This is a genomic window from Kitasatospora sp. NPDC127067 (genome assembly GCF_042724755.1).
Lineage (GTDB): Bacteria > Actinomycetota > Actinomycetes > Streptomycetales > Streptomycetaceae > Kitasatospora > Kitasatospora lactacystinica.
This window is the reverse complement of sequence record NZ_JBHXEM010000001.1, coordinates 125,633-148,913: the sequence shown is the minus strand read 5'-3', so window position 1 is coordinate 148,913 and position 23,281 is coordinate 125,633. Positions and strand designations below refer to the sequence as shown.

Annotated in this window: 22 protein-coding genes; 11 read left to right on the top strand and 11 right to left on the bottom strand. The window is 73.0% G+C overall.

What is annotated here, in order from left to right; all coding sequences use genetic code 11:
- Positions 1-419: 419 nt before the first annotated feature.
- The 3 genes from ACFWJ4_RS00625 to ACFWJ4_RS00615 form a co-directional block, all read right to left on the bottom strand.
- Positions 420-1,298, bottom strand: coding sequence for an alkaline phosphatase family protein (locus ACFWJ4_RS00625; RefSeq protein ID WP_359900456.1), 879 nt, complete (start codon positions 1,296-1,298; stop codon positions 420-422).
- 272 nt (positions 1,299-1,570) lie between these two features.
- On the bottom strand, positions 1,571-1,948 hold the full coding sequence (locus ACFWJ4_RS00620; RefSeq protein WP_380537919.1) for an ADP-ribosylation/crystallin J1: 378 nt from the start codon (positions 1,946-1,948) through the stop codon (positions 1,571-1,573).
- 104 nt (positions 1,949-2,052) lie between these two features.
- Positions 2,053-3,240, bottom strand: coding sequence for an acyl-CoA dehydrogenase family protein (locus ACFWJ4_RS00615; protein ID WP_380537917.1), 1,188 nt, complete (start codon positions 3,238-3,240; stop codon positions 2,053-2,055).
- Positions 3,241-3,413: 173 nt separating this feature from the next.
- Between ACFWJ4_RS00615 and ACFWJ4_RS00610 the strand changes: the two genes are divergently transcribed.
- Entirely contained in the window at positions 3,414-3,740 is a 327-nt protein-coding gene (locus tag ACFWJ4_RS00610) for a hypothetical protein (protein WP_359900450.1), read from the top strand.
- 114 nt (positions 3,741-3,854) lie between these two features.
- On the opposite strand, the gene ACFWJ4_RS00605 is transcribed toward ACFWJ4_RS00610, so the two are convergent.
- Together ACFWJ4_RS00605 and ACFWJ4_RS00600 are read right to left on the bottom strand one after the other, a co-directional pair.
- Entirely contained in the window at positions 3,855-4,163 is a 309-nt protein-coding gene (locus ACFWJ4_RS00605) for an AzlD domain-containing protein (protein ID WP_380538084.1), read from the bottom strand.
- Complete coding sequence (locus tag ACFWJ4_RS00600; protein WP_380537915.1) at positions 4,163-4,900, bottom strand: AzlC family ABC transporter permease; 738 nt, start codon at positions 4,898-4,900, stop codon at positions 4,163-4,165. Before ACFWJ4_RS00600 ends, ACFWJ4_RS00605 begins: the two co-directional genes overlap by 1 nt.
- 159 nt (positions 4,901-5,059) lie before the next feature.
- Between ACFWJ4_RS00600 and ACFWJ4_RS00595 the strand changes: the two genes are divergently transcribed.
- On the top strand, positions 5,060-5,722 hold the full coding sequence (locus ACFWJ4_RS00595) for a helix-turn-helix domain-containing protein (protein WP_380537913.1): 663 nt from the start codon (positions 5,060-5,062) through the stop codon (positions 5,720-5,722).
- Between the two features lie 31 nt (positions 5,723-5,753).
- On the opposite strand, the gene ACFWJ4_RS00590 is transcribed toward ACFWJ4_RS00595, so the two are convergent.
- Positions 5,754-7,703 (bottom strand): cholesterol oxidase substrate-binding domain-containing protein, encoded by a 1,950-nt coding sequence (locus ACFWJ4_RS00590; RefSeq protein WP_380537911.1) that lies wholly within the window; start codon positions 7,701-7,703, stop codon positions 5,754-5,756.
- A gap of 348 nt (positions 7,704-8,051) precedes the next feature.
- Here ACFWJ4_RS00590 and ACFWJ4_RS00585 point away from each other — a divergent pair, with 348 nt between their 5' ends.
- Entirely contained in the window at positions 8,052-8,873 is an 822-nt protein-coding gene (locus ACFWJ4_RS00585; protein WP_380537909.1) for a carbon-nitrogen hydrolase family protein, read from the top strand.
- A gap of 203 nt (positions 8,874-9,076) precedes the next feature.
- Positions 9,077-10,483, top strand: a complete 1,407-nt coding sequence (locus ACFWJ4_RS00580) for a class II fumarate hydratase (RefSeq protein ID WP_380537907.1) — start codon at positions 9,077-9,079, stop codon at positions 10,481-10,483.
- A 176-nt stretch (positions 10,484-10,659) separates the two neighbouring features.
- Here ACFWJ4_RS00580 and ACFWJ4_RS00575 read toward each other — a convergent pair whose 3' ends face one another.
- A complete protein-coding gene (locus tag ACFWJ4_RS00575) occupies positions 10,660-11,133 on the bottom strand; it encodes an SPW repeat protein (protein WP_359900437.1) in 474 nt (157 codons plus the stop codon).
- Between the two features lie 185 nt (positions 11,134-11,318).
- On the opposite strand from ACFWJ4_RS00575, the gene ACFWJ4_RS00570 reads away from it, so the two are divergent.
- Positions 11,319-11,891, top strand: a complete 573-nt coding sequence (locus ACFWJ4_RS00570; RefSeq protein WP_380537905.1) for a PadR family transcriptional regulator — start codon at positions 11,319-11,321, stop codon at positions 11,889-11,891.
- Between the two features lie 128 nt (positions 11,892-12,019).
- A complete protein-coding gene (locus ACFWJ4_RS00565) occupies positions 12,020-13,735 on the top strand; it encodes an acyl-CoA dehydrogenase family protein (RefSeq protein WP_380537903.1) in 1,716 nt (571 codons plus the stop codon).
- A 98-nt stretch (positions 13,736-13,833) separates the two neighbouring features.
- Here ACFWJ4_RS00565 and ACFWJ4_RS00560 read toward each other — a convergent pair whose 3' ends face one another.
- From ACFWJ4_RS00560 to ACFWJ4_RS00545, 4 genes are all read right to left on the bottom strand, one after another.
- A complete protein-coding gene (locus tag ACFWJ4_RS00560) occupies positions 13,834-14,526 on the bottom strand; it encodes a response regulator (RefSeq protein ID WP_380537901.1) in 693 nt (230 codons plus the stop codon).
- A gap of 343 nt (positions 14,527-14,869) precedes the next feature.
- Positions 14,870-15,535, bottom strand: coding sequence for a hypothetical protein (locus tag ACFWJ4_RS00555; protein WP_380537899.1), 666 nt, complete (start codon positions 15,533-15,535; stop codon positions 14,870-14,872).
- Between the two features lie 112 nt (positions 15,536-15,647).
- Positions 15,648-16,058 carry a hypothetical protein gene (locus ACFWJ4_RS00550; RefSeq protein WP_380537897.1) on the bottom strand — a complete coding sequence of 137 codons (411 nt, stop codon included), beginning with the start codon at positions 16,056-16,058 and terminating at the stop codon, positions 15,648-15,650.
- Positions 16,055-16,447 carry a hypothetical protein gene (locus tag ACFWJ4_RS00545; RefSeq protein WP_380537895.1) on the bottom strand — a complete coding sequence of 131 codons (393 nt, stop codon included), beginning with the start codon at positions 16,445-16,447 and terminating at the stop codon, positions 16,055-16,057. Before ACFWJ4_RS00545 ends, ACFWJ4_RS00550 begins: the two co-directional genes overlap by 4 nt.
- A 386-nt stretch (positions 16,448-16,833) precedes the next feature.
- On the opposite strand from ACFWJ4_RS00545, the gene ACFWJ4_RS00540 reads away from it, so the two are divergent.
- The 5 genes from ACFWJ4_RS00540 to fahA all read left to right on the top strand — a co-directional run bounded on the left by ACFWJ4_RS00540 (position 16,834) and on the right by fahA (position 23,195).
- Positions 16,834-18,195 carry a phosphoribosyltransferase family protein gene (locus tag ACFWJ4_RS00540; RefSeq protein ID WP_380537893.1) on the top strand — a complete coding sequence of 454 codons (1,362 nt, stop codon included), beginning with the start codon at positions 16,834-16,836 and terminating at the stop codon, positions 18,193-18,195.
- Positions 18,196-18,426: 231 nt separating this feature from the next.
- Positions 18,427-19,641, top strand: a complete 1,215-nt coding sequence (gene hppD, locus ACFWJ4_RS00535; protein ID WP_359900421.1) for a 4-hydroxyphenylpyruvate dioxygenase — start codon at positions 18,427-18,429, stop codon at positions 19,639-19,641.
- A gap of 199 nt (positions 19,642-19,840) precedes the next feature.
- Positions 19,841-21,043 carry a homogentisate 1,2-dioxygenase gene (locus ACFWJ4_RS00530; RefSeq protein ID WP_380537891.1) on the top strand — a complete coding sequence of 401 codons (1,203 nt, stop codon included), beginning with the start codon at positions 19,841-19,843 and terminating at the stop codon, positions 21,041-21,043.
- The gene (locus ACFWJ4_RS00525) at positions 21,040-21,966 is read left to right on the top strand and encodes a hypothetical protein (RefSeq protein WP_380537889.1); all 927 of its coding nucleotides are present in this window, start codon (positions 21,040-21,042) and stop codon (positions 21,964-21,966) included. The genes ACFWJ4_RS00530 and ACFWJ4_RS00525 overlap by 4 nt, the downstream gene beginning before the upstream one ends.
- A complete protein-coding gene (gene fahA, locus ACFWJ4_RS00520; protein WP_380537887.1) occupies positions 21,963-23,195 on the top strand; it encodes a fumarylacetoacetase in 1,233 nt (410 codons plus the stop codon). The genes ACFWJ4_RS00525 and fahA overlap by 4 nt, the downstream gene beginning before the upstream one ends.
- Positions 23,196-23,281 lie beyond the last annotated feature (86 nt).

Here is a 23,281-nt window from a genome sequence, read left to right as displayed (position 1 = left end):
GTCGGCGGCCGCTCAGGTCCGCGTCACCGACCCGGTCGGCGTGCTCCGCCGTCCGGTGCAACCATCGTGGCCCGTCCGGACCCGTCGGATCGTCACCACCAGGTCGCGAACTTGTCTCCGACCCACGGGGTACCTTCTCCACCTTCAGGCGTATGTCCTCCGGCAGGGACCCTGAGGCCCGCGGATTCCGGACCTGCGGATTCCGGCCCCGCGGATCCCTGAGCCACAGGCCCCGGCACCGCGTCGCCGGGTTCGTGCCGCTCCGGCGCTCAGGTTGGCACGCCCGGGTCGAGAACAGCCCGAGCCCCGATCGAGCCTTGCTCAAGCCCGGAGGCGCCGCAGCCCGGCCTGCTGCAGCCGGGTCACCGGCCGCCGGCCGCCACCGCTTCGGATCGCCACCGCTTCGGGCCGCCGCGGTTTCAGACCGCCGCCGGTACCGGACGGGCGACCGGGAACGGGCGGCCGTCGAGGGTCCAGTGCGGGTCGATCGGACGCAGCAGCGAGGCGTACACCTGCGCGGCGACGTCCGGATGACGGATCTCGCCGGTGGGCGGGCCGGCCGGGATGTCGTGCCCGGCGCAGGCCACCCAGGCCGTCCGCTCCTCGGCCGTACGGCCACCGTGGCCGCCGGCGTCCACGTGCCCGTGGTCGGTGACGACGATGACCGTCCACTGCTCCTCGGCGTGGGTCGCCCGGCCCCGGACGGCGTCGAGGAGGCGGCCGAGGCGCTCGTCGGCGGTGCGCATGGACGCGCGGTACTCGTCGCCGCAGCCCAGGAAGTGGGCGGTCTCGTCGACGGCGCCGAGGTACACGAAGGACGCCTCGGGGTCGGCGGTGCCGAGGACGTGGACGGCCTCCCGGGTGACCTCCTCGTCCACCGCCTCCCAGGCCTCGGGGGTGTCCTCGGCGGGGGCCACGTAGGAGAGCCGGCCGGGAGCGCGGAACAGCGGGCCGCCGGACTCGTTGATCATCAGCGGGTCCCAACCGGCCGCGACGAAGGTGCGGCGGCGGTCGCCCCGGGCGAGGCGGGTGGCGAAGTCCGGGAACACGTCGAGCCGGTTGCCGCCCAGGTGGTTGCCCCACACCCCGTGCTTGGCGGGCTCGACGCCGGTCACGATGGTGGCCCAGCACGGCCCGGACATGGTGGGTGTGCTGTCCGCGACGGTGACCGGCACCAGGAACCCGGCCTCGGCGACCTCCTGCAGGCGGGGCATCGGCACCTGTGCCAGGAAATCGTGGCGGACGCCGTCGATCCCGACGACGAGCACCCGGGGGCGGGGCCACTGGGCAGCGGACATGGGGGTTCCTTTCGGTCGTGCGCACCCGGCCGCGCCCGCCGAGGGCGCCGCCGACCGCGCCATGGTTCACCGACCGCCGTACCGGTCGGCGTCCCACCACCGAACGTCAGGTGTCCACGAAGTGTCGGACGCGCGTTCCCACGCCCCGGGCGGAGCTCCGCCGCTGCAGTCCGGGGGCGGGCACGGGGATCCGGGACTGCCGTCCGGGAGCGGGTCAGGAGGGTCCGGTGCGCGGCAGCCGGGAGCCTTCGGGTAGGTGGCGGGCGGCCGTCTCACGGCTGCGGGCGGAACTCGTGGACGACCTCGATGCGGCCGACGATGTGCCGGTTGAACTCGTCCAACTCCTCGGCGGGAACCCAGAGTTCGAGGATCGTCCGGCCGCCTGCCCGCTGAACGGGGTAGCGCGCGAGGAAGGCGGTGTCGACCTCGAAGCGGGTGACGTAGCCGACGCCCGAGGCGGGCACGTTCCAGTCCCGGGCGATCCGGATCGCGTAGTCCTCGTTGAGGACGGGGTAGAAGATCGGCTGCTCGGGGAGGCGGGGCGGCCAGGCGCGCCGGTCCGCGGCCTCGACCAGGGCGAGCTCCTCGGGGCCGGTGGGGCGCCAGAGGGTGGTGGTCGGGGGCCGCGTCGGGACGAACCTGCTGGTCATGGCAGGGACGGTAGCCGGGCCACGACGGGCCCGGCCACCGGTTTTCCCGGGCCGCGAGGGACGACGAGATACGGCGAGATGCGGCGAGGGCGGACAGGCGGCCGTCAGCGGTAGGCGGACTCGCCGGTGATGGCCTCGCCGAGCACCAGGGTGTGGATCTCGCTGGTGCCCTCGTAGGTGAGCACCGACTCCAGGTTGTTGGCGTGCCGCAGCACCGGGTACTCGGTGGTGATGCCGTTGGCCCCGAGGACGGTCCGGGCACTGCGGGCGATCTCCAGAGCGGTGCGGACGTTGTTGAGCTTGCCGAAGCTGATGTGCGGCGGGCGGGCGGCGCCCTGCTCCTTGAGCCGCCCGATCCGCAGGGCGACCAGGTACGCCTTCTCGACCTCCAGCATCATCTCGACCAGCTTCTGCTGGGTCAGCTGGAAGCCCGCGATCGGACGGTCGAACTGGATCCGGCTCTTGGCGTAGTCCAGGGCGGAGGTGTAGCAGTCGCGAGCGGCGCCGACGGTGCCCCAGAGGATCCCGTAGCGGGCCTCGTTGAGGGAGGAGAGCGGTCCGCGCAGACCGACCACCCCGGGCAGCACGGCGTCGGCGGGCAGCACCACGTCGTCGAAGGCCAGCTCGCTGGTGACGGAGGCGCGCAGCGAGAGCTTGCCGTGCACATCGGTGGCGGTCAGGCCGCGGGTGCCGCGCTCGACCAGGAAGCCGCGCACGCCCTCCTCGGTCTGCGCCCAGACCACGGCGACGTCGGCGATGCTGCCGTTGGTGATCCACATCTTGCTGCCGGACAGCACCCAGTCGCCGCCCTCACCGCCCTTGCGCACCGCCCGGGTGCGCATGTTGGCCGGGTCCGAGCCGAAATCCGGCTCGGTGAGGCCGAAGCAGCCGATCAGCTCGCCGGCGGCCATGCCGGGCAGCCAGCGCTGCTTCTGCTCCTCGGAGCCGAAGGCGTGGATCGAGCGCATGGCGAGCGAGCCCTGGACGGAGACGAAGCTGCGCAGCCCGGAGTCGGCCGCCTCCAGCTCCATGCAGGCCACCCCGTACGCCACCGCGTCGGCGCCGGCGCAGCCGTAGCCGTCGAGGTGCATGCCGAGCACGCCCAGGGCGCCGAGCTCGGGGGCGAGTTCGCGGACCGGGAAGACCCCGCGCTCGAACCACTCGCCGATGTGCGGGCGGATGCGCTCCTCGGTGAACCGGCGGACGGTGTCGCGGATCAGCCGCTCCTCGTCGGAGAGCAGATCGCCGACGGCGAGCAGGTCGGACGGGTCGATCCGGGTCGGCTTCGTCACTGAAGCTCCTTGTACTCTCGGCGGGACACCGGCGGAATACCGGCGAGTATTCCGCACCCGGCCGGGTGGTGGGCGGGCGTGAACGAGTGAGGATGGCGACACGTCCGACGGCGCGCCCGAGGGCGCGTACGGCCGAGCGGAAGCGAACCGGAGGGGAAGGGGCGGGGCAGGACATGGCACGTTGGGCGCTGGTCGTCGAGGAGACGGTGGGCATGGGCCAGGATCGGATCTGGGGGAGCAAGGTGCTCGCCGAGGTCGAGGGGACCCGCGAGGAGGCCGTCGAGGAGCTGAGGCGGCTCGTCCCCTCCTACACCCCGGAGCACCCCTTCAACAGCCGACGGCGGACGCTGCTCCGCGACGGGGACACCTACCTGCTGATCGCCCAGGGGAGCATGCGCGACTACCACTGCGTGTTCAAGGTGTGGGAGCTGCTGTGGGACAGCAAGCGGCCGGAGGTGCAGGCGGAGCGACTGGCCGAGGGGCCCGGGGAAGGCCGCTGACGGCGAACGAACGACGGCCGACGAGCACCGGATCGCGGATCACAGCCGACGGATCACAGCCGACAGCCGACGGATAACGGATAACAGCTGACAGATTTCAAACTCTGTCAGCTGTCACCCCAACCCGCAGAGCCGCAGCAGCGCCGTGGTCGCCGCACCCGCGACGACCACCAGCGGGAACGGTGCCCGGCGCAGCGCCAGCACTCCCGCGACCAGTACGCCCGCCGGGCGGGCCCACCCCGCGAAGCCGTGCCCCTGGGTCAGCGCGCCGGTCGCGACCAGGGCCACCAGCAGCACCGCCGCCGCGACGGCCAGCAGGTGCCGCAGCCGCTCCGAGAGGGCGAGCCGACCGGCGAGCAACGGCCCGGCCAGTCGGAAGGCGTACGTTCCGGCCGCGAGCAGCAGAACGGCGTACAGCGGCATCATCGGACCTTCTCCTCCTCCGCGTCCGCGGCGTTCGGTCCGTCCGCCGCCTTCCGACCCGACTCCCCCACCGTCGGCCGACCGGCGAACACCAGCCCGACCAGGGCGAGCAGCACCGGCAGCCCGGCGGGGACGAACGGGGTCGCCGCGACCGCGACCACCGCACCCGCCACCGCCGCCGTACGGGTGCGGCGATCCGCGAGCGAGGGCAGGACGAGCGCGAGCAGCACCGCGGGGAAGGCCGCGTCCAGGCCGAACGCGTCCGTATCACCGATCAGCCCGCCCGCCAGGGCGCCGAGCAGCACCGAGACGTTCCAGACCACGAACAGGGCGACCCCGCAGAGCCAGTACACGGCCCGGCGCCGACGGGGATCGCTCTGCCGCAGGGCGAAGGCGGCGGTCTCGTCGGTGAGCAGTTGCGCTCCCAGCAGCCGCCGCCACCACGGGCCGTCGAGCACGTCGGCCACGGTGAAGCCGAAGGGCAGCAGCCGGGCGTTGAGCACCAGTCCGGTGGCGACCGCTGCGAGGGCGCCGCCGCCGGAGAGCACCACGCCGACCGCCGCGACCTGGGAGCCGCCGGCGAAGACCAGGACGGAGAGGGCGATCGGCACCCAGAGGGGCAGGCCCCCGGAGACGCTGATCGCGCCGAAGGACGCGCCGACCAGGGCATCGGCCAGGCAGACCAGGGCGACGTCCCGGAGGGTGGCGCGCTCCAGTGTTCGAAGTAGCGAACGCATGTTCATTAGAGTGAACCGACTCGGCGTCGTTCGTCAAGGCGAACACTCGGACCGATCAGGCGAACGGCGGCCGATGCGACCGGCCGTGGCAGCATGAACGGCGGCATCGGCCGCACCGGCGGCCGTGGAAGGGGCCAGGAGGAAGCGTGAGTGGCGAGCATGAGTGACCAGAGCACCCCGACCACGGACTCCGGCGGCCCCGACGACTCCGGCCGCTCCAGCAGCAGCGATAGCAGCGGCAGCACCGGCAGCACCGGCAGCAGCGCCAACGGCGGCGGCGAGCTGATCGGCCAGATCGCCGCCTCGATCAGGCGCGAGCGCGAGCGCAGCGGGCTGTCGATGGCCGAGCTGGCCCGGCGCGCGGGCATCGCCAAGTCCACGCTGTCCCAGCTGGAGTCCGGCGCGGGCAACCCCAGCGTGGAGACGCTCTGGGCGCTCGGCGTCGCACTGAACGTACCGTTCAGCCGACTCGTCGACCCGCCGCGCCCGGCGGTCAAAGTGATCCGGGCCGGCGAGGGCCCGGCAACCCACTCCGAGCGCGCCGACTACGCCGCCACCGTGCTCTCCTCCTGCCCGCCCAACGCCCGGCGCGACATCTATCGGATCGAGGCGCAGCCGGGTGAGACCCGGGCCTCCGATCCGCACATGCCCGGCACCGTCGAGCACGTGCTGATCGGCGCCGGGCGGGCGCTGGTCGGGCCGACGGAGGCACCGGTGGAGCTGGGCCCGGGCGACTACGTGAGCTACCCGGGCGACACTCCGCACGTCTTCCGCGCCCTGGCTCCGGACACCCTCGCAGTGATCGTCATGGAGCACATCTGACGACCTGTCGGGACCGACAGGAAGGCGCATCCTACTTCAACAGCCCGTCCAGGAAAGGGTTTCCGAAGACCCGGTGCGGGTCGTGGCGGTCCAGGACGGCGACCGCCTCGTCCCAGCCGGGCCCGCCGCCCGCCCGCAGGCTGTCCGGAATGACCCGGCCGAGCAGGTCGGGGTCGGACCAGGCGGCGGCGTCGGTGTACGCCCAGCCCTTGGACCACTCGACCCGCAGGCCCGCCCGGGAGCCGTCGAAGGTGCGCAGCAGCCACTGCTCCAACTCCCGTGCGAAGCGCTCCAGTCCGGGGGTGCCGGGGAAGGCGAGGACGTCCAGCCAGACGGCCGTGTCCCACTCCGGGCGGTCGGCGCGCGGTCGCAGCGCGGACAGCAGCGGGGGTCGGGCGCCGGGGACGCCGGAGGAGGCCGGGTCGTCCAGGCCGGTGACCCGGATCTCCACCGCGCCGTTCACCGGGAACTCGCCCCGGGCCTGGTAGGAGGCGAGCAACTCCCGGTAGTAGGCGGCGAATTCACTCACCGCCCACTGGAGGTCGGCGCGCTTGAGGAGGATCGCGTAGCCGTTGGCGGTGACCCGCAGGGTGGTCGGGCGGACGTACTGGAGCAGGGTGCGCGACGGTCCCCAGAGGTCGGACCGCAGTCCGCCCGCGAGCAGATGGGTGAGCACCTCGCCGCTGAGCAGTCGACGCAGCAGAGCGCCGGAGAGCAGGACTTCGGTGATGTCACCGGTGAGTCCCACCTTCGTGACCAGGTACTGGAGTTGGCCGAACAGCGGGGCCGAGGCCCAGGCGCCGGTGACGATCTCGCCGGCGAGCCGGGCGACCGGTTCCGGAAGGCTGTCCGAGAACGGGTAGTTGTACGGGTGGTCGACGGACAGGGAGGCGAGCGGCTTGCTCGGGGTGACGCTCCAGGTCTTGAGCCAGGGGTACTCGGTGTAGGCGAACCAGATCGCCTCGACCCGACCGTCGCGTTCCACGAAGTCGGCGAGGGTGCGCGGGCCTCCCCCGCCCCCGAGGACACCGCCGAGGACACCGCCCAGCACTCCCCCGAGCACTCCGCCGAGACCCCCACCCCCGCCGGTACCCGCACCGGCCCCGGGGCGGGCGAAGAGCTCGCTCGCCGGGATGTCGAGTCGGCTGACGCAGCGCAGCGGCCGGTCGGCGCCGGCCCGCAGCACCACCTCGGTCAGGAAGGCTCGGCCGAGGTGGACCAGGAAGGCGGCGCTGTCGGCCTCGGAGCGGTCGAAGGTCCGCAGCGTGTAGCGGCCGGTGGCCGGGTCGAGGACGACGGCGGTGAGCCGGACGACCTGGTTGCTGACCGATCCGTAGCCGTGCCCCTCCGGCCGCACCTCCCCGGCGGCCGGGACGGCGGTGCCGTGGCCACCGATGGCGAGTACGCCGCCCACGGTGATCTCGCCGGGGGCCGGGCACGCGGTCAGGCCGAGACCGCGGTCGGCGAGGTGGGCGAGCAGCGCCTCCATGGTGGCGCCGGTCTGCACCCGGACGGTGTCGGGCGAGTCGGCGCCGATGGCGGTGAGGTGCCGACTGGTGTCCACCAACAGCACCCTGGCGCTCTCCGGGGTCCCGGCGGCGACGGTGAGCGGTGCCCAGGTGTGCCGGTACCCGGAGGCGCGCAGCCGCCAGCCGTTGGCGTGCGCCCAGTCGGCGAGGGCCGGGACCTCCTCGGGGGTGCGGGGCGCGCAGGTCCACAGCTGGTCGGTGCGGATCTCGCCGGACCAGTTCTGGAAGACCCGCTGGTAGAGCTCGGTGCCGGGGGGCAGCGCGGGTGGTACCGGCGCGGCGGCCTCGGCGCTGTCCGGGCCGATGGTGCCGCGCAGCAACCAGGCCGCGCCGCCGAGCGCCGCCGACGCACCCAGCAGCTGCCGCCGGGTGAGGCCACCGGGGGCGGTCTTCGCCGAGGTCTTCGCCGGAGCGTCCGTCGCGGCGTCCACCGGGACATTCAGTGGGGTCATCCCCTCCTGTGTCGCTCCGTCACCCGTTCCGCCCATAGGGCCGTGTCCTGTGGTCATCCGTCCGTCCGCCCCCTCGTCCTGGTCCCCCGGGCCGAGCTGCGCCGATCCGGGTCCGGCCGGAGTCCGCCCGGCCCGGTCTGGAGCGTATGAAGGGGCGCACGGCAGTTTGAAGCACCCGCCGGGGATCTCACTCCTTCGAGTGAGATCGGCCCGATCCGCCCCGGGCGCCCCGTCCACCTGCACCGCTCCTCGTCCCGGCTCCGTTGCCCGCGTCCTCGGCGGGCGCATAGGTTGATCACGGTCACGGTTGATCACGATCGCCCCACCCCGCCCGCCGGAGGCTTCGCCATGCCCTCGTCCACGCCCTCACCCGAGTCCTCGCGCGCCGACTCGCGACCGGACTCGGCCACGGACTCGGCCTCCGCCCCGTCCGCGAACCCGCCCGCCCGCGGAGCCCTGACCGTCGCCGTCGCCCAGCCCGTCTGCGCCGCCGTCGGCCGTCCGGACACCGTGTCCGAGAACGTCGCCCTGCACGCCGAGGCGGTGCGGAAGGCGGGCACCCGGCTGGTGGTGTTCCCCGAGCTGTCGCTGACCGGCTACGACCTGACCGCGCCGGCCGTCGACCCAACGGACGCCCGGCTCGCGCCGCTGGTGGCCGCCTGCGCCGCGACCGGCGCCGTCGCCCTGGTCGGGGCACCCGTCACCGAGACCGACGGGCGCGAGTCCATCGCCACGCTGGTGGTCACCGGGCAGGGCGCCGAGGTCGCCTACCGGAAGATGCGCCTGCACGGCGCCGAGGTCGAGCGCTTCGCCGCCGGCAGGAAGCCCGTCGTCCTGGAGCTGGACGGCCTGCGGCTCGGCCTCGCCGTCTGCGCGGACGCCGCCGACCCGGCGCACGCCGAGGAGACCGCCGCGCTCGGCATCGACGCCTACGTCGCCTCCACCCTCTACGGGCCCGGCGCCGCCCAGGCGGAGCGCCGGGACGGCCACGTCCGCGACCGGGCCGCCGCCCACGGGGTGTGGTGCGTGCTCGCGACCTGTGCCGGGGCGACCGGCGAGTACCCGGACAGCTCGGGCGGCTCCGGCGTCTGGGCCCCGGGCGGCGAGCTCGTCGTCCAGGCCGGTACCGACCCTGGCGAGCTGGTCCGCGCCGAGCTGCCCCGCCGGTAGGAGCCGAGCCGGGGCCAGGAACCGGGCCGCACCGGCCGCGGGCACCCGGCCCCGTACCGAAACGGAACGGAACGGAACGGACCGGACCGGAACGAAACGGAACCGGATCACCCCGACCGGAAATACCCGGGCCTCGTTCGCGGCTGTGCTGACCGAAGATCCGTTCCGGGCCGGTCGGGCCCGTACAGGAGGTGCAGCGCGCGATGGGTGGCGAGCAGGAGAAGGCGCAGGAGTACCGGATCGAGCACGACTCGATGGGCGAGGTCCGGGTGCCGGCCGACGCGAAGTGGCAGGCGCAGACGCAGCGGGCGGTGGAGAACTTCCCGGTGTCCGGCCAGCGGCTGGAGCGGGCGCACATCGCCGCACTGGCCCGGATCAAGGCCGCCGCGGCCCGGGTGAACGCCCGGCTCGGGGTGCTGGACGAGGAGACGGCGGAGGCGATCACAGCCGCCGCCGAGGAGGTCGCGGAGGGGCGCTGGGACGACCAGTTCCCGGTGGACGTGTTCCAGACCGGCTCGGGCACCTCGTCCAACATGAACACCAACGAGGTGATCGCCACCCTGGCCGGGGAGCGGTCGGGCCGACCGGTCCATCCGAACGACCACGTCAACGCCAGCCAGTCGTCCAACGACGTCTTCCCGTCCTCGATCCACATCGCCGCGACCGCCGCCGTCACCCATGACCTGGTCCCGGCGCTGGAGCACCTCGCGGAGTCGCTGGAGCGCAAGGCCGCCGAGTTCGCCCGGGTGGTCAAGTCGGGCCGCACCCACCTGATGGACGCCACGCCCGTCACGCTCGGCCAGGAGTTCGGAGGCTACGCGGCCCAGGTGCGACACGGGCGGGAGCGGCTGCTGGCCACCCTGCCCCGGGTGGCCGAACTCCCGCTCGGCGGGACGGCGGTGGGCACCGGCATCAACACCCCGCCCGGTTTCCCGGCGGCCGTCATCGCGGAGGTCGCCCGCGCCACCGACCTGCCGTTGACCGAGGCCAGGAACCACTTCGAGGCGCAGGGCGCGCGGGACGCCCTGGTCGAGTTGAGCGGTCAGCTGCGCACGGTGGCGGTGGGCTTCACGAAGATCGCGAACGACCTGCGGTGGATGGGCTCCGGCCCGCGCACCGGACTCGGCGAGATCAACCTGCCGGATCTCCAGCCCGGTTCGTCGATCATGCCGGGCAAGGTGAACCCGGTGCTGCCCGAGGTGGTGCTGATGGTCGCCGCCCAGGTGGTGGGCAACGACGCGACGGTCACGCTGGCGGGCGCGAGCGGCAACTTCGAGCTGAACGTGATGCTCCCGGTGATCGCCCGCAACGTCCTGGAGTCGGTGCGGCTGCTCGCCAACAGTGCCCGGCTGCTGGCCGACCGGACGGTGGACGGCATCACCGCCAACGTGGACCGGGCCCGGGAGTACGCGGAGTCCTCGCCCTCGGTGGTGACCCCGCTGAACCGCTACATCGGATACGAGGAGGCCGCGAAGGTCGCCAAGCAGTCGCTGGCCGAACGCAAGACGATCCGTCAGGTGGTTCTGGAGCGCGGCTACGTCGAGCAGGGAAGGCTCACCGAGGAGCAGCTGGACGAGGCTCTGGACGTGCTGCGGATGACCCACCCCTAGCGGGTCGGAGTCGGGTCGAGATCGGGTCGGAGCCGGGTTGAGATCGGGCCGGAACGTACCGGTCCCGCGCCCGGGTCACGCCTCGGGCGCGCGCCTTGGGTTCGCGCCTCGGGCTCGCGCCGGGGCGCGGGGGGCACTCGCGCCCTCCGCGCCCCGGTCACGGGCTGCGGGGAAGCTCAGCCCTTCGCGCGGCCGGCCCGGCCGCGCCGCATCGACGCCCCGTTCGACGTCATGGTCGCCATCGAGATCGCCGCGAGGCCGAGCAGGAACATCACGGCGCCCACGATGATGCAGGTCACGATGTTCTTGCCGTGCGCGACGGACCCGGAGACGACCCACGGGGAGATGATCGTCCAGACACCGAGCGCAGCGGCCGCCCAGGCCCGGGCGTGGGTGCGTTCGTAGGCCGATCCGTAGCCGGCCATCAGGGCCGTGTAGGCCAGACCCACGATCAGGCAGGTCACGGTCAGGGTGCTGTACGCGGTGAAGCCGACGATCCATGGCGATGCCGCCAGGAAGAGACCGGCCAGGACGGCCAGGGCTTCGACGCCCTGGGCGCGGGGGGTCGAGGTGACCCGCTCGTAGCGTTCGCGGAGTTCGACGATGTCCGGATGGTGCTCCATGCCCGTCGTCGGGATATGGGTTGCCACCGATACCACCTCCTGTGGTCGGAACCGGTAAGGCGCTTGCCCCGTACCCATTCTGGCGCTTATCCAACGTTTTGCACCCGATAGTCCGGAATGACCGATAACCATCCGGTCACGCCGGTGACCTGCGTCTCAACCGTCCGGGCCGCCATTGCCTATGCAACTCGTTGCATAGCAGGATGCGGGCCATGGCACTGGAGCACGCGATCCTCGTCTCGCTGCTGGAGCAGCCCGGCTCCGGCTACGAGCTGGCCCGGCGCTTCGACCGCTCGATCGGACGCTTCTGGACCGCCACCCACCAGCAGATCTACCGGGTGCTGCGGCGGATGGAGGCGGACGGCTGGGTGGCCGCCCAGGAGGTCCCCCAGGACGGGCGCCCGGACAAGAAGGTCTACTCGGCGGCCGGGGCCGGACGGGCCGCGCTGGCCGGCTGGCTGCGCGAACCGGTCGAGCCGGAGACCGTCCGGCACGAACTCGCGGTCAAGATCCGGGCCGCCGCCTTCGACGACCCGGCCGCGCTGGTCTCCGAGGTGGAACGGCACCGCGAGAGCCATGCCGCCCTGCTCGCCCGCTACCTGCACGGCGAGCAGCGCGACTTCCTCGACACCACCGCACTCGATGCGCACGAGCAACTGCAACACGTGGTGCTGCGCGGCGGCATCGAGTACGAGCGGATGACCCTCGCCTGGCTCGACGACGTGCTCGCCACCCTGCGCCGCCTCTCCGCCGACGGCGGACGGCGGCCGACGGATGACGACTGACGACTGACGACTGACAGATGACGGCCGACGGATGACAACTAACAGAGTTTGAAATCTGTCACCCGACTCCTGTCACCCGAACCCTGTCACCCGCCCTCTTCACACCCTCGACCCCCGGGAGCCCCTCGATGCTCTTCAACCCGCGCAACTACGACCCCGCACAGTTCGACGAGCCGACCCGCCGACTGCTGCGCGCGACGGTGGACTGGTTCGAGGCCCGCGGCAAGAAGGCGCTGATCGACACCTACATCGACCGCAGCTGGTACGCCGACTTCCTGGACTTCGCCGCGAAGGAGGGCCTCTTCGCGGAGTTCCTGACCCCCGCCGCGGCCGACCCCGACAAGCGCTGGGACACCGCGCGGATCGCCGAGCTGAACGAGATCCTCGGCTTCTACGGCCTCGGCTACTGGTACACCTGGCAGGTCACCATCCTGGGCCTCGGCCCGGTCTGGCAGAGCGAGAACGAGGCCGTCCGCGCCCGCGCCGCCCAGCTCCTCGCGGACGGCCACGTGATGGCCTTCGGCCTCTCCGAGCGCAGCCACGGCGCCGACATCTACTCCACCGACATGATCCTCACCCCGGACGGCGAGGGCGGCTTCACCGCGACCGGCTCGAAGTACTACATCGGCAACGGCAACGTGGCCGGCCTGGTCTCGGTGTTCGGCCGCCGCTCGGACGTCGAGGGCCCGGAGGGCTACGTCTTCTTCGCCGCCGACAGCCGCCACGACGCGTACCACCTGGTCAAGAACGTGGTGAACGCGCAGATGTACGTCAGCGAGTTCCGCCTGGAGGACTACCCGGTGCGCGCCGAGGACGTGCTGCACACCGGCCAGGCCGCCTTCGACGCCGCGCTCAACACCGTGAACGTCGGCAAGTTCAACCTCTGCACCGCCTCGATCGGCATCTGCGAGCACGCGATGTACGAGGCCGTCACGCACGCCCACAACCGGGTGCTGTACGGCAAGCGGGTCACCGACTTCCCGCACGTCAAGCGGGAGTTGACCGACGCCTACGTCCGCCTGGTGGCGATGAAGCTGTTCAGCGCCCGGGCGGTGGACTACTTCCGCAGCGCCTCCCCCGAGGACCGCCGCTACCTGCTGTTCAACCCGATGACCAAGATGAAGGTCACCACCGAGGGCGAGAAGGTCATCGACCTGATGTGGGACGTCATCGCCGCCAAGGGCTTCGAGGCGGACACCTACTTCGACAAGGCCGCGAAGGACATCCGCGGCCTGCCGAAGCTGGAGGGCACCGTCCACGTCAACCTGGCGCTGATCCTCAAGTTCATGGGCAACTACCTGTTCGCCCCGGCCGACTACGCCCCGGTGCCGAGCCGCGTGGACGCCGCCGACGACGCCTTCCTGTTCCGGCAGGGCCCGGCCCGCGGCCTCGGCGCGATCCGCTTCCACGACTGGCGCACCGCCTACGACCGCCACGCCGAGCTGCCCAATGTCGCCCGCTTCCGCGAACAGGCCGACGGCTTCTGCGAGTTGCTGCTCCAGAACGCGCCGAGCAAGGAGCAGCAGGCCGACCTGGACTTCCTGCTGGAGATCGGTCAGCTGTTCGCGCTGATCGTCTACGGCCAGCTGGTGCTGGAGCAGGCCGAGCTGACCGGCCTGGCCGCCTCCGAGCACGGCGGCGACGTGCTGGACCGGGTCTTCGACGCGCTGGTCCGCGACTTCTCCGCGCACGCCACCGAGCTGCACGGCAAGGCCTCGGCCACCGAGCAGCAGGCCGCCTGGGCACTCGCGAACGTGCGTCGCCCGGTCGCCGACCCGGCGCGGGACGCGCGGGTGTGGACGCAGGTCGAGTCGCTCTCCGGCGCGTACGAGATGCGGCCGTGAGCGGGATGCAGCCGTAGGGCGGGGACGGCAGGACTCCGGGGGTGCCGGTCGGCGGACCGGCACCCCCGGTTCACAGCTCCCCGCTCATGACACCCGGTTCACCTCTCCGGGGTGGTCCGGTCGTCGCCGAGACCCATGTCGCGGGCCCGGGCGACCGCCTCGGCGCGCGTCGCGACGTGCAGCTTCTCGAAGATGTGGGTGATGTGGTTGCGGACGGTCTTCTCCGCGACCACCAGCTCCCGGGCGATCCGCCGGTTGTCCAGCCCGCGCGCGACCAGATCCAGCACCTCGGCCTCGCGGGCGGTGAGTTCGGGGAAGAGCTGTCCCGCCTCGCGCATCTTCGCCCCGGCCAGCAGGACGGTGATCCGTCCCGCCACCTCGCCGCCGAACACCGCGCCGCCCGCCGCGACCGTCCGCACCGCGTGCAGCACCTCCTCCCGCCCCGCTCCCTTGACCAGGTAGCCGCGCGCGCCGGCCTGGAGGGCCGCGAGCAGGTTTCCGTCGTCGTCCGACATGGTCAGCATCAGCACCGGCGGCGGCGCCTCCTGGGTGGCGAGCTGTCGGACGGCCTCCAGCCCGGAGCCGTCGGGCAGCGAAAGGTCCATGATCACCACATCCGGGCGGTACCGGGCGACCGTCTCCGGGACATCGGCGACCCGCTCGGCCTCGGCTACCACGAGGACACCCTCGGCGCTCTCCAGTGCCGCCCTGAGCCCCTCCCGGAAGAGGGGGTGGTCGTCGACGATCAGCACACGGACGGCCGGAGTGCCACCCGGATCCACAGGTGCCAACGGCTGTTCTTCATCCACCCGGCCGACACTATCAGCGGCGATCGCGTGACTTTCCGTGACGTGCTCGTGAAGTCCTCAGCGTGTCGGGGCAGGGGCGGGCAGGGGCGGGCCGGGAAGGGCCGGGAGGAGCCGGGAGGAGCCGGGAAGGGCCGGGAAGGGCCGGGGCCCGACCGCTCCGGCTCACGTCGGGACGGGATTCGAGACCGGGCCCCGGCCGCCCGGGACACCGGGCCGTCGAAACCGGATCCTCACCCGGTGCACGCCGCGGGCCGCGTCCGCACTCGCGGACGCCGGCCCGTCGACATTCCTTTCGCGTGACCGATCACGGTCGATCGCTCCGGTCTCAACCCTGCGGACCGGTCTGCCCCGAGCGCACGGGCCGACCGTCCCATTCCGGTCCCAGAGCGGCGCCGGGTGCGCCGACGCGGCCCAGCACGGCGGTGACCGGTCCGCGCCGGCCGGCCCGCAGGCCGTACCGCTCCCCCGCCCGGACGTAGACCAAGTCGCCGGAGAGCAACAGGACTTCACCCAGCTCTCCGAGGAAGGCCGCAGCCCCGGTGAGGACCACCAGGAAGGCGTCGGCGGCCCGGTCCGTGTACGGTCCGCGGGTTCCGCACGGGTCGAGCCGCGCGGTGCCCACCTCCACCTGCCGCCGGCTCGCGGCGGGCGCGGAGTCCGACCGCTGGGCCGGGATGGCGGCCCGGGGCGGAACGGGCCTGACCGTGAGCACGGTGGTCGGCGTGCCCCGGACGGCGGAGATCCGGCAGGAGGTTCCGGGGCGGTGGTGCAGCGCCTCGCCCGGGGAGAGGATCCGGCCGGCCGCGAACAGCCGACCGGAGAGCACCACGGTCACCGACTCGACCGATTCGTAGGGGAGTTGCTCGATCCGGACGCCCGGTGGCAACGCCTCGACGGTAAGTCCGGCGCGGACGGCCGGCCGCTGCTCCGGGTCGATCAGCCGCTGGAACGCGGGCGCGGTGCGGGGGACGGCAGCGGGGACGAGGATCACGAGTGGTCACCTCCGAGGGGAACTGGAGGACAGGCAGGATTGGCAGCGCCGGTCAGCACCGGCCAAGGCCTGTCGGCGCCGGTCAGGGCCTGTCGGCGCCGACCAGCCCGGGTCAGGGCCGGTCGCGGCGGGCGGCACGGCGCCGGGCCAGGGCGGCCCGGGTGCCGGCGGTGTACCGGGGAACGGCGAGAGTCAGGCAGAGCAGTTCCGCGCCGAGCGGCCCGGCTTCCAGGTGCAGGGCGCGGCCGCGGCGGGCCAGCAGCAGGTCTCCCTCGGAGGCCAAGTGATCCGGCTCGTCGGACAGTCGGCCGACGACGGCGGCTCCGCGCAGCACGTGCAGGACGGTCTCGGTGTCGGGCCGGCCCGGGAGGACGTGGTGGGCGCCCGGGCTCAGCCGCAGGTGGTCGAAGGCCTCGCAGGCGCTGGCGAGCATCGGGCTCCGGGCGAGGGAGCGGATCCGTACGCGCTCGCCGTTCGGACCGATGACGACCATGGCCGCGCCGGTGTCGGTGGTGACGATCACCTGGGGTCACCTTCTTCGGGAGAGGCTTCGGTGCGGTGGACGGAGGCGGCGGGGACGGTGAGCAGGGCGTGGAAGTACTCCAGCCCGGCCGTCCCGGCGGTCAGGACGGTCCGCGAACCGAGCGGCAGCACGACCGCGGTGCCCTCGACCAGCGGCAGGCCGGCTTCTGCGCGCTCCGGGTGGTCCGGGTGCTCGGCGCCCTCGGGCAGTTCGGCGAGCCCGGAGCCGGCGGTGACGTAGAGCGCGTGCTCGATGCCGTCGGCGGCCAGCTCGGTGCGGTGGCCCGGGTCGAGTCGTTGCAGGCCGACACCGCGCAGCGGTCCGGCGAGCAGGCGGCCGGGGTCGACGGCGCCTCGGCGGCGCAGGTCGGTGATGACGGTGCCCGACATGACGGGCTCCTTCCGGTCGCGGGCGGGCTCTGCGGTCCGCCTCTGCGATCCACGGTGCGCCGCCCGCTGTCCCGGCCACACGGGGGTGTCGTCCTGTCCGGCTCCCGATCCGATCCCGGCCCGATCCCGGCCCGATCCCGCACCGGTTCCCGGCCCGATCCCGACACCGTCCCGGCCCGCCCCACCTGCGGTCCCCGCCCACCGTCCCGACCCGCGATTCCGTCCTGCTCCTGTCCTGCTCCCGTCCTGGTCCGGACCGGTTCCCGCCCCCGCGCGGTGACCTGCGCGGTGACCTGCGCGGTGACCTGCGCACGCACCCGGACGCCCCCGCCCGCGAACGCCCCGCGTTGACCGGAACGACGTACGGTGGAACCGGAGGCCGTGTCATGCACGTCACCGGAACCCACTTCACCCGCTTCGCCGACCGCACCGAGGCGGGCCGTCGGCTGGCCGCCCGCCTGGGCCACCTGGCCGGCCCCGACACCGTGATCGTGGCGCTGCCGAGGGGCGGCGTGCCCGTGGCCGCCGAGGTCGCCGCAGTGCTCGGCGCGCCGCTGGACATCTGCGTGATCCGCAAGCTCGGCGTGCCCTACCAGCCGGAGCTCGGCATGGGGGCGATCGGCGAGGGCGGCGTCCGGGTGCTGAACGACCAGGTCATCCGGTTCTCCGCGGTCACCGACGAGCAACTGGCCGAGGTGGAGCGGCGCGAGCGCGCCGAGCTGGCGCGCCGGGCCCGCCGCTACCGGGGCGACCGGCCGCCCGCCGATCTGCGCGGACGCACGGTGGTCGTGGTGGACGACGGCATCGCCACCGGGTCCACCGCCCGGGCGGCCTGCCGGATCGTCCGGGAGCGGGGCGCGGCCCGGGTGGTGCTGGCGGTGCCGGTCGCGCCCGCGGACTGGGCCGAGCGGCTCGACGAGGTCGCCGACGAGCTGGTCTGCGTCGACACGCCGTCCCCGTTCTACGCGATCGGCGAGTTCTACGCCGACTTCGCGCAGACCGGGGACGAGGAGGTGCTGCGGCTGCTGGCCGAGGCCGGCGGCGACCCGCCCGCGGCCTCCGCCGGGGTCGACCGCGAGCTGCTGCTGCCCGTCGCCGGGGTCCGCCTCGCGGGCCGGCTGACCGTCCCGGCCGGCGCGCGCGGGGTCGTCGTCTTCGCGCACGGCAGCGGCAGCGGCCGGCACAGCCCGCGCAACCGGCACGTCGCCGAGTACCTGAACCGCACCGGGCTGGCCACGCTGCTGTTCGACCTGCTGACCGAGGCCGAGGAGCCCGACCGGCGGAACGTGTTCGACGTGGCGCTGCTGGGCGGCCGGCTGACCGCCGTCGCCCGGCGGCTGGGCGCGGCACAGAGCGGCCCGGACGCCGCCGTGCCCGAGACCCTGGGCCTGCCGCTCGGGCTGTTCGGCGCGAGCACCGGCGCCGCGGCCGCGCTGCACACCGCCGCCGAGCTGGGCCTGGCGGTGCGCGCCGTGGTCTCCCGGGGCGGTCGCCCGGACCTCGCCGCGCCCGACACGCTGGCCCGGGTCCGCGCTCCGACGCTACTCGTCGTCGGCTCCCTGGACCCCACCGTGCTCGACCTCAACCGGCGGGCCCGGAGCCGGCTGCGCTGCGAGAGCGGGCTCTCGGTGGTGCCGCACGCGAGCCACCTGTTCGAGGAACCGGGGACGCTGGACCGGGTCGCCGAGCTGGCCTCGGACTGGTTCCTCCGCCACCTCCCCCGCCCCGTCGGCCCCGGAAGTACGTGACCGTCCCATTGCGCAGACTTCGGGCATCGTCCCCGGTCAGCAGCACATTTTGCGCAGCCGACAGCGGGATTTTCTGATCAGCTTGTACACATTGAGCAGTCAAAATCCGACCTGTTGCCCAACCACCCCGACAGGAGCAAGCTCTCCGCAACCACACCGCCCACCCGTACGCGGTGCGGTCGCGATCCAGCGGAAGCCTCGACGGCGAGGCCCGAAGTGGAGGAACGAGCGATGACCCCGCAGACCCACGCCCTTGAGCTGACCCCCGAGGAGCGCGAGGCCGGTCTTGACGCCGACCAGCTGCGCCGCCTCGTCGGCCTCGTCGAGCACGACGCCGCCGCCGACCCGTTCCCCGTGACGGCCCAGGACGCGGTCGTCTTCGTGGTCGGCAACGCCACCCAGACGGCCCACTTCTACCAGGTCGTCTTCGGCATGGAGCTGGTCGCCTACTCCGGCCCGGAGACCGGCCGTCGGGACCGCAAGGCGTACGTGCTCCGCTCCGGTTCCTGCCGCTTCGTGATCAAGGGCGGTGTCCAGCCGGGCAGCCCGCTGCTGGACCACCACCGCCGCCACGGCGACGGCGTCGTCGACCTCGCCCTGGAGGTCCCGGACGTGGACAAGTGCATCGAGCACGCCCGCGCGTCCGGCGCCACCGTGCTGGAGGAGCCGAACGACGTCTCGGACGAGAACGGCACCGTGCGCCGCGCGGCCATCGCCACCTACGGCGAGACCCGCCACACCCTGATCGACCGCTCCCGCTACCACGGCCCGTACCTGCCGGGCTACGTCGTCGCGGCGAGCAGGGTGACCCACCCCGAGGGCTCGCCCAAGCGCCTCTTCCAGGCCCTCGACCACGCCGTCGGCAACGTCGAGCTCGGCCGGATGGACGAGTGGGTGTCGTTCTACAACCGCGTCATGGGCTTCGTGAACATGGCCGAGTTCGTCGGCGACGACATCGCCACCGAGTACTCCGCGCTGATGTCCAAGGTCGTCGCCAGCGGCAACCACCGGGTGAAGTTCCCGCTCAACGAGCCGGCCGTCGCCAAGAAGAAGTCCCAGATCGACGAGTACCTGGAGTTCTACACCGGCCCCGGCTGCCAGCACATGGCGCTCGCCACCAACGACATCCTCACCACCGTCGACGTGCTGCGCTCGCGCGGCGTGGAGTTCCTCAACACCCCCGACGCGTACTACGACGACCCGGAGCTGCGCGAGCGGATCGGCAAGGTGCGCGTGCCGATCGAGGAGCTGAAGAAGCGCGGCATCCTGGTCGACCGCGACGAGGACGGCTACCTGCTGCAGATCTTCACCAAGCCGGTCGGTGACCGCCCCACCGTCTTCTACGAGTTCATCGAGCGGCACGGTTCGCTCGGCTTCGGCAAGGGCAACTTCAAGGCGCTCTTCGAGTCCATCGAGCGCGAGCAGGACCGACGCGGCAACCTGTGAGCGTCCGACGGCTCCGACGAGCCGGTTCCCGGCGGGCCGGCCTCCGACGGGCCGGCTTCCGACCGGCTCCGACGAGCGGGTCTTCGGCGGGCTCCGACGAGCGGGTCTTCGGCGGGCTCCGACGAGCGGGTCTTCGGCGGGCTCCGACGAGCTCTGACGAACACGGATCTCTGCCAGACGGTCGAGGAGGACCACGGAGATGGCGTACTACCGGCAGCTGGGCAGCATCCCGCCCAAGCGGCACACCCAGCACCGCACTCCCGAAGGCGGGCTGTACTACGAAGAGTTGATGGGCGAGGAGGGGTTCTCCTCGGATTCCTCGCTGCTCTACCACCGGGGCATCCCCTCGGCGGTGGTCAACGCGGTGCCCTGGGAGCTGCCGGACCAGTCCACGGTGCCCAACCACCCGCTCCTCCCCCGGCACCTCAAGCTGCACGAGCTGTTCGCGGACCAGGACTGGAAGTCCGCGGACGTCGTCGGCAACCGCCGGCTGGTCCTCGGCAACGGCGACGTGCGGATCTCGTACGTCGCCGCCGGGGCCCCGAGCGAGCTCTACCGCAACGGGCTCGGCGACGAGTGCGTGTACGTGGAGTCCGGCTCCGGCACGGTCGAGACGGTGTTCGGCTCGATCGAGGTCGGCCAGGGCGACTACGTGATCATCCCGCGCGCCACCACCCACCGCTGGGTGCCGGCCGGGGACGAGCCGCTGCGCGCGTACTGCATCGAGGCGAACAGCCACATCACCCCGGTCAAGCGCTACCTGTCGAAGTACGGGCAGCTGCTGGAGCACGCGCCGTACTGCGAGCGGGACTTCCGCGGACCGGTCGGCCCGCTGGTCGTCGACGCCCCCGGGGACGTCGACGTGCTGGTCAAGCACCGTGGCCCGAACGGGGTCGCGGGCACCCGCTACACCGTGCCGCACCACCCCTTCGACGTGGTCGGCTGGGACGGCTGCCTGTACCCGTACGCCTTCAACATCAAGGACTTCGAGCCGATCACCGGCCGGATCCACCAGCCACCGCCGGCCCACCAGGTCTTCGAGGGCAACGGCTTCGTGATCTGCAACTTCGTTCCGCGCAAGGTGGACTACCACCCGCTGGCGATCCCGGTGCCGTACTACCACGCCAACGTGGACAGCGACGAGGTCATGTTCTACTGCGGCGGCGACTACGCGGCCCGCAAGGGCTCCGGCATCGGCCAGGGCTCGATCTCGCTGCACCCGGGCGGGCACACCCACGGTCCGCAGCCCGGGGCGTACGAGCGCAGCATCGGCGCGGAGTTCTTCGACGAGCTGGCCGTCATGGTGGACACCTTCCGCCCCCTGGAGCTGGGCGAGGGCGGCCGGGCCAGTGAGGACGCGAACTACGCCTGGACCTGGGCCGGTCGGGGGCCCGGGCGATGAACACGCTGCCGCCGGGGGGCGTGATCCCCGAGCTGTTCCACGGACTGTTCGACGACGCGGCGGTGTTCCCGCCGGGGAACCTGCCGGTCGTCGACGCGGTGCCCGCGCACCGGCTGCACCGCGCGGCCTGGTACGCCGAGGCGGTCGGCCCGCTCCTCTGCGGGGCGGGCCGGCTGGGCGAGTTGGCCGCGGCGGTCGCGAACTCCCCGGAGACCGCCACGGCCCAGGGGCGCGCATCGGGAGCGGACGGCGCGGTGGCGGCGGGCGGCCGGCCGCTCAAGGTCGGGCTGGTGCTGCCGGGGGGCAGCACCGAACTCGCCCCGGCGCTCGCCGCCGCCGCGCCGTTCGAGCTGGCCGGCGTCGAGCTGGCCACCCGGGACGCCGCCGAGGCGGTGGCCGCGCTGGACCGGCTGCTGCCACCGGACGTCCCGGCCGCCGTCGAACTGCCGCGCGAACTCCTGCGCGGGGACGGACTGGACGCCGTCCTGGACGTGCTGGTGGACAGCCCGTACCGGGCGAAGTTCCGCACCGGCGGGCTGGTCGCCGAGGCGTTCCCGGACGAGGACGAGCTGGCCTCCTTCCTCACCGGCTGCGCGCGGCGCGGGCTGCCGTACAAGTGCACGGCCGGGCTGCACAACGCCGTCCGGCACACCGACCCGGAGACCGGGTTCGAGCACCACGGCTTCCTGAACGTGCTGCTGGCCGCGCAGGAGACCGACCGGACGGCGGCCGCGGCGGTGCTGGCGGAGCGTGACGGCGAGGCGCTGGCCAAGGCGGCGCGCGCACTGACTGACCATCAGATTACGGTGATCCGCAACTCGTTCACCGCGTTCGGCACCTGTAGCATCGCCGAGCCCCTGGGCGACCTGGCCGCGCTCGGCCTGCTGTCGTCGCCCAGTCCACTGCACCAGGAGGACCGTTGAGCACCACCCCCAGCAGCCCCAGCAGCTGGCTCGCCAGCGCCCAGGACTCGCCGTTCGGCGTGCACAACCTGCCGTACGGCGTCTTCACCGCCGCCGACCGGCCCGGGCGGCGCCGGATCGGCGTGCGCGTCGGGGACTTCGTGCTGGACGCCGGGGCGGCCGCCCGAGCGGCCGGCGCGCCGTCGGTGCTGCTGGACGCGGACTCGCTCAACCCGCTGATGGCGGCGGGGCGTCCGGTCTGGACCCGGGTACGGGCGGACCTCACCACCTGGCTCACCGACGAGTCCTTCCGCGAGGCGCTGTCGCCGGCACTGCTGCCGGCCGACGAGGTGGAGCTGCACCTGCCGTTCGAGGTCGCCGACTACGTCGACTTCTACGCCTCGGAGCACCACGCCACCAACCTGGGCCGGATCTTCCGCCCGGGCTCGGAGCCGCTCACCCCCAACTGGAAGCACCTGCCGATCGGTTACCACGGGCGGGCGGGCACGGTCGTGGTCTCCGGCACGCCGGTGGTGCGGCCCTTCGGGCAGCGCAAGGCGCCCACCGACGCCGCGCCGACCTTCGGGCCGTCGCGCCGGCTCGACATCGAGGCCGAGGTCGGCTTCGTCGTCGGCGCACCGTCGGAGCTGGGCCGCCCGGTCGTGCTGGACGACTTCCGCGAGCACGTGTTCGGCGTCTGCCTGCTCAACGACTGGTCGGCGCGCGACATCCAGGCCTGGGAGTACGTGCCGCTCGGCCCGTTCCTCGGCAAGTCCTTCGCGACCTCGATCTCGCCGTGGATCGTCCCGCTGGAGGCCCTGGAGCACGCCCGGGTCACGCCGCCGGAGCGCGACGTCGAGCCGCTGGCGTACCTGGACGACCGGGGCGGCGAGCCGTGGGGCCTGGACCTGGCGATGGAGGTCCGGCTGAACGGGCACCCGGTCTCCCGGCCGCCGTTCGCCACCATGTACTGGACGGCGCAGCAGCAGCTGACCCACATGACCGTCAACGGCGCTTCGCTGCGCACCGGCGACCTGTTCGCCTCCGGCACGGTCAGCGGGCCGGAGCGGGACACCCGGGGCGCGCTGATCGAGCTGACCTGGAACGGCGAGGAGCCGCTGAAGCTCCCGGACGGGACGACCCGGACGTTCCTGGAGGACGGCGACGAGGTGTCCATCACCGCCACCGCGCCCGGGCCGGACGGCACCGTGGTCGGGTTCGGCGAGGTCACCGGGCGGGTTCGGGGCTGAGGGCCCGGACCGGAGGCCGGGGAGCCACGGCGAACCCGACCACGGACAACAGGGCACCGATGACGGATCGCGGATGACGGATAACA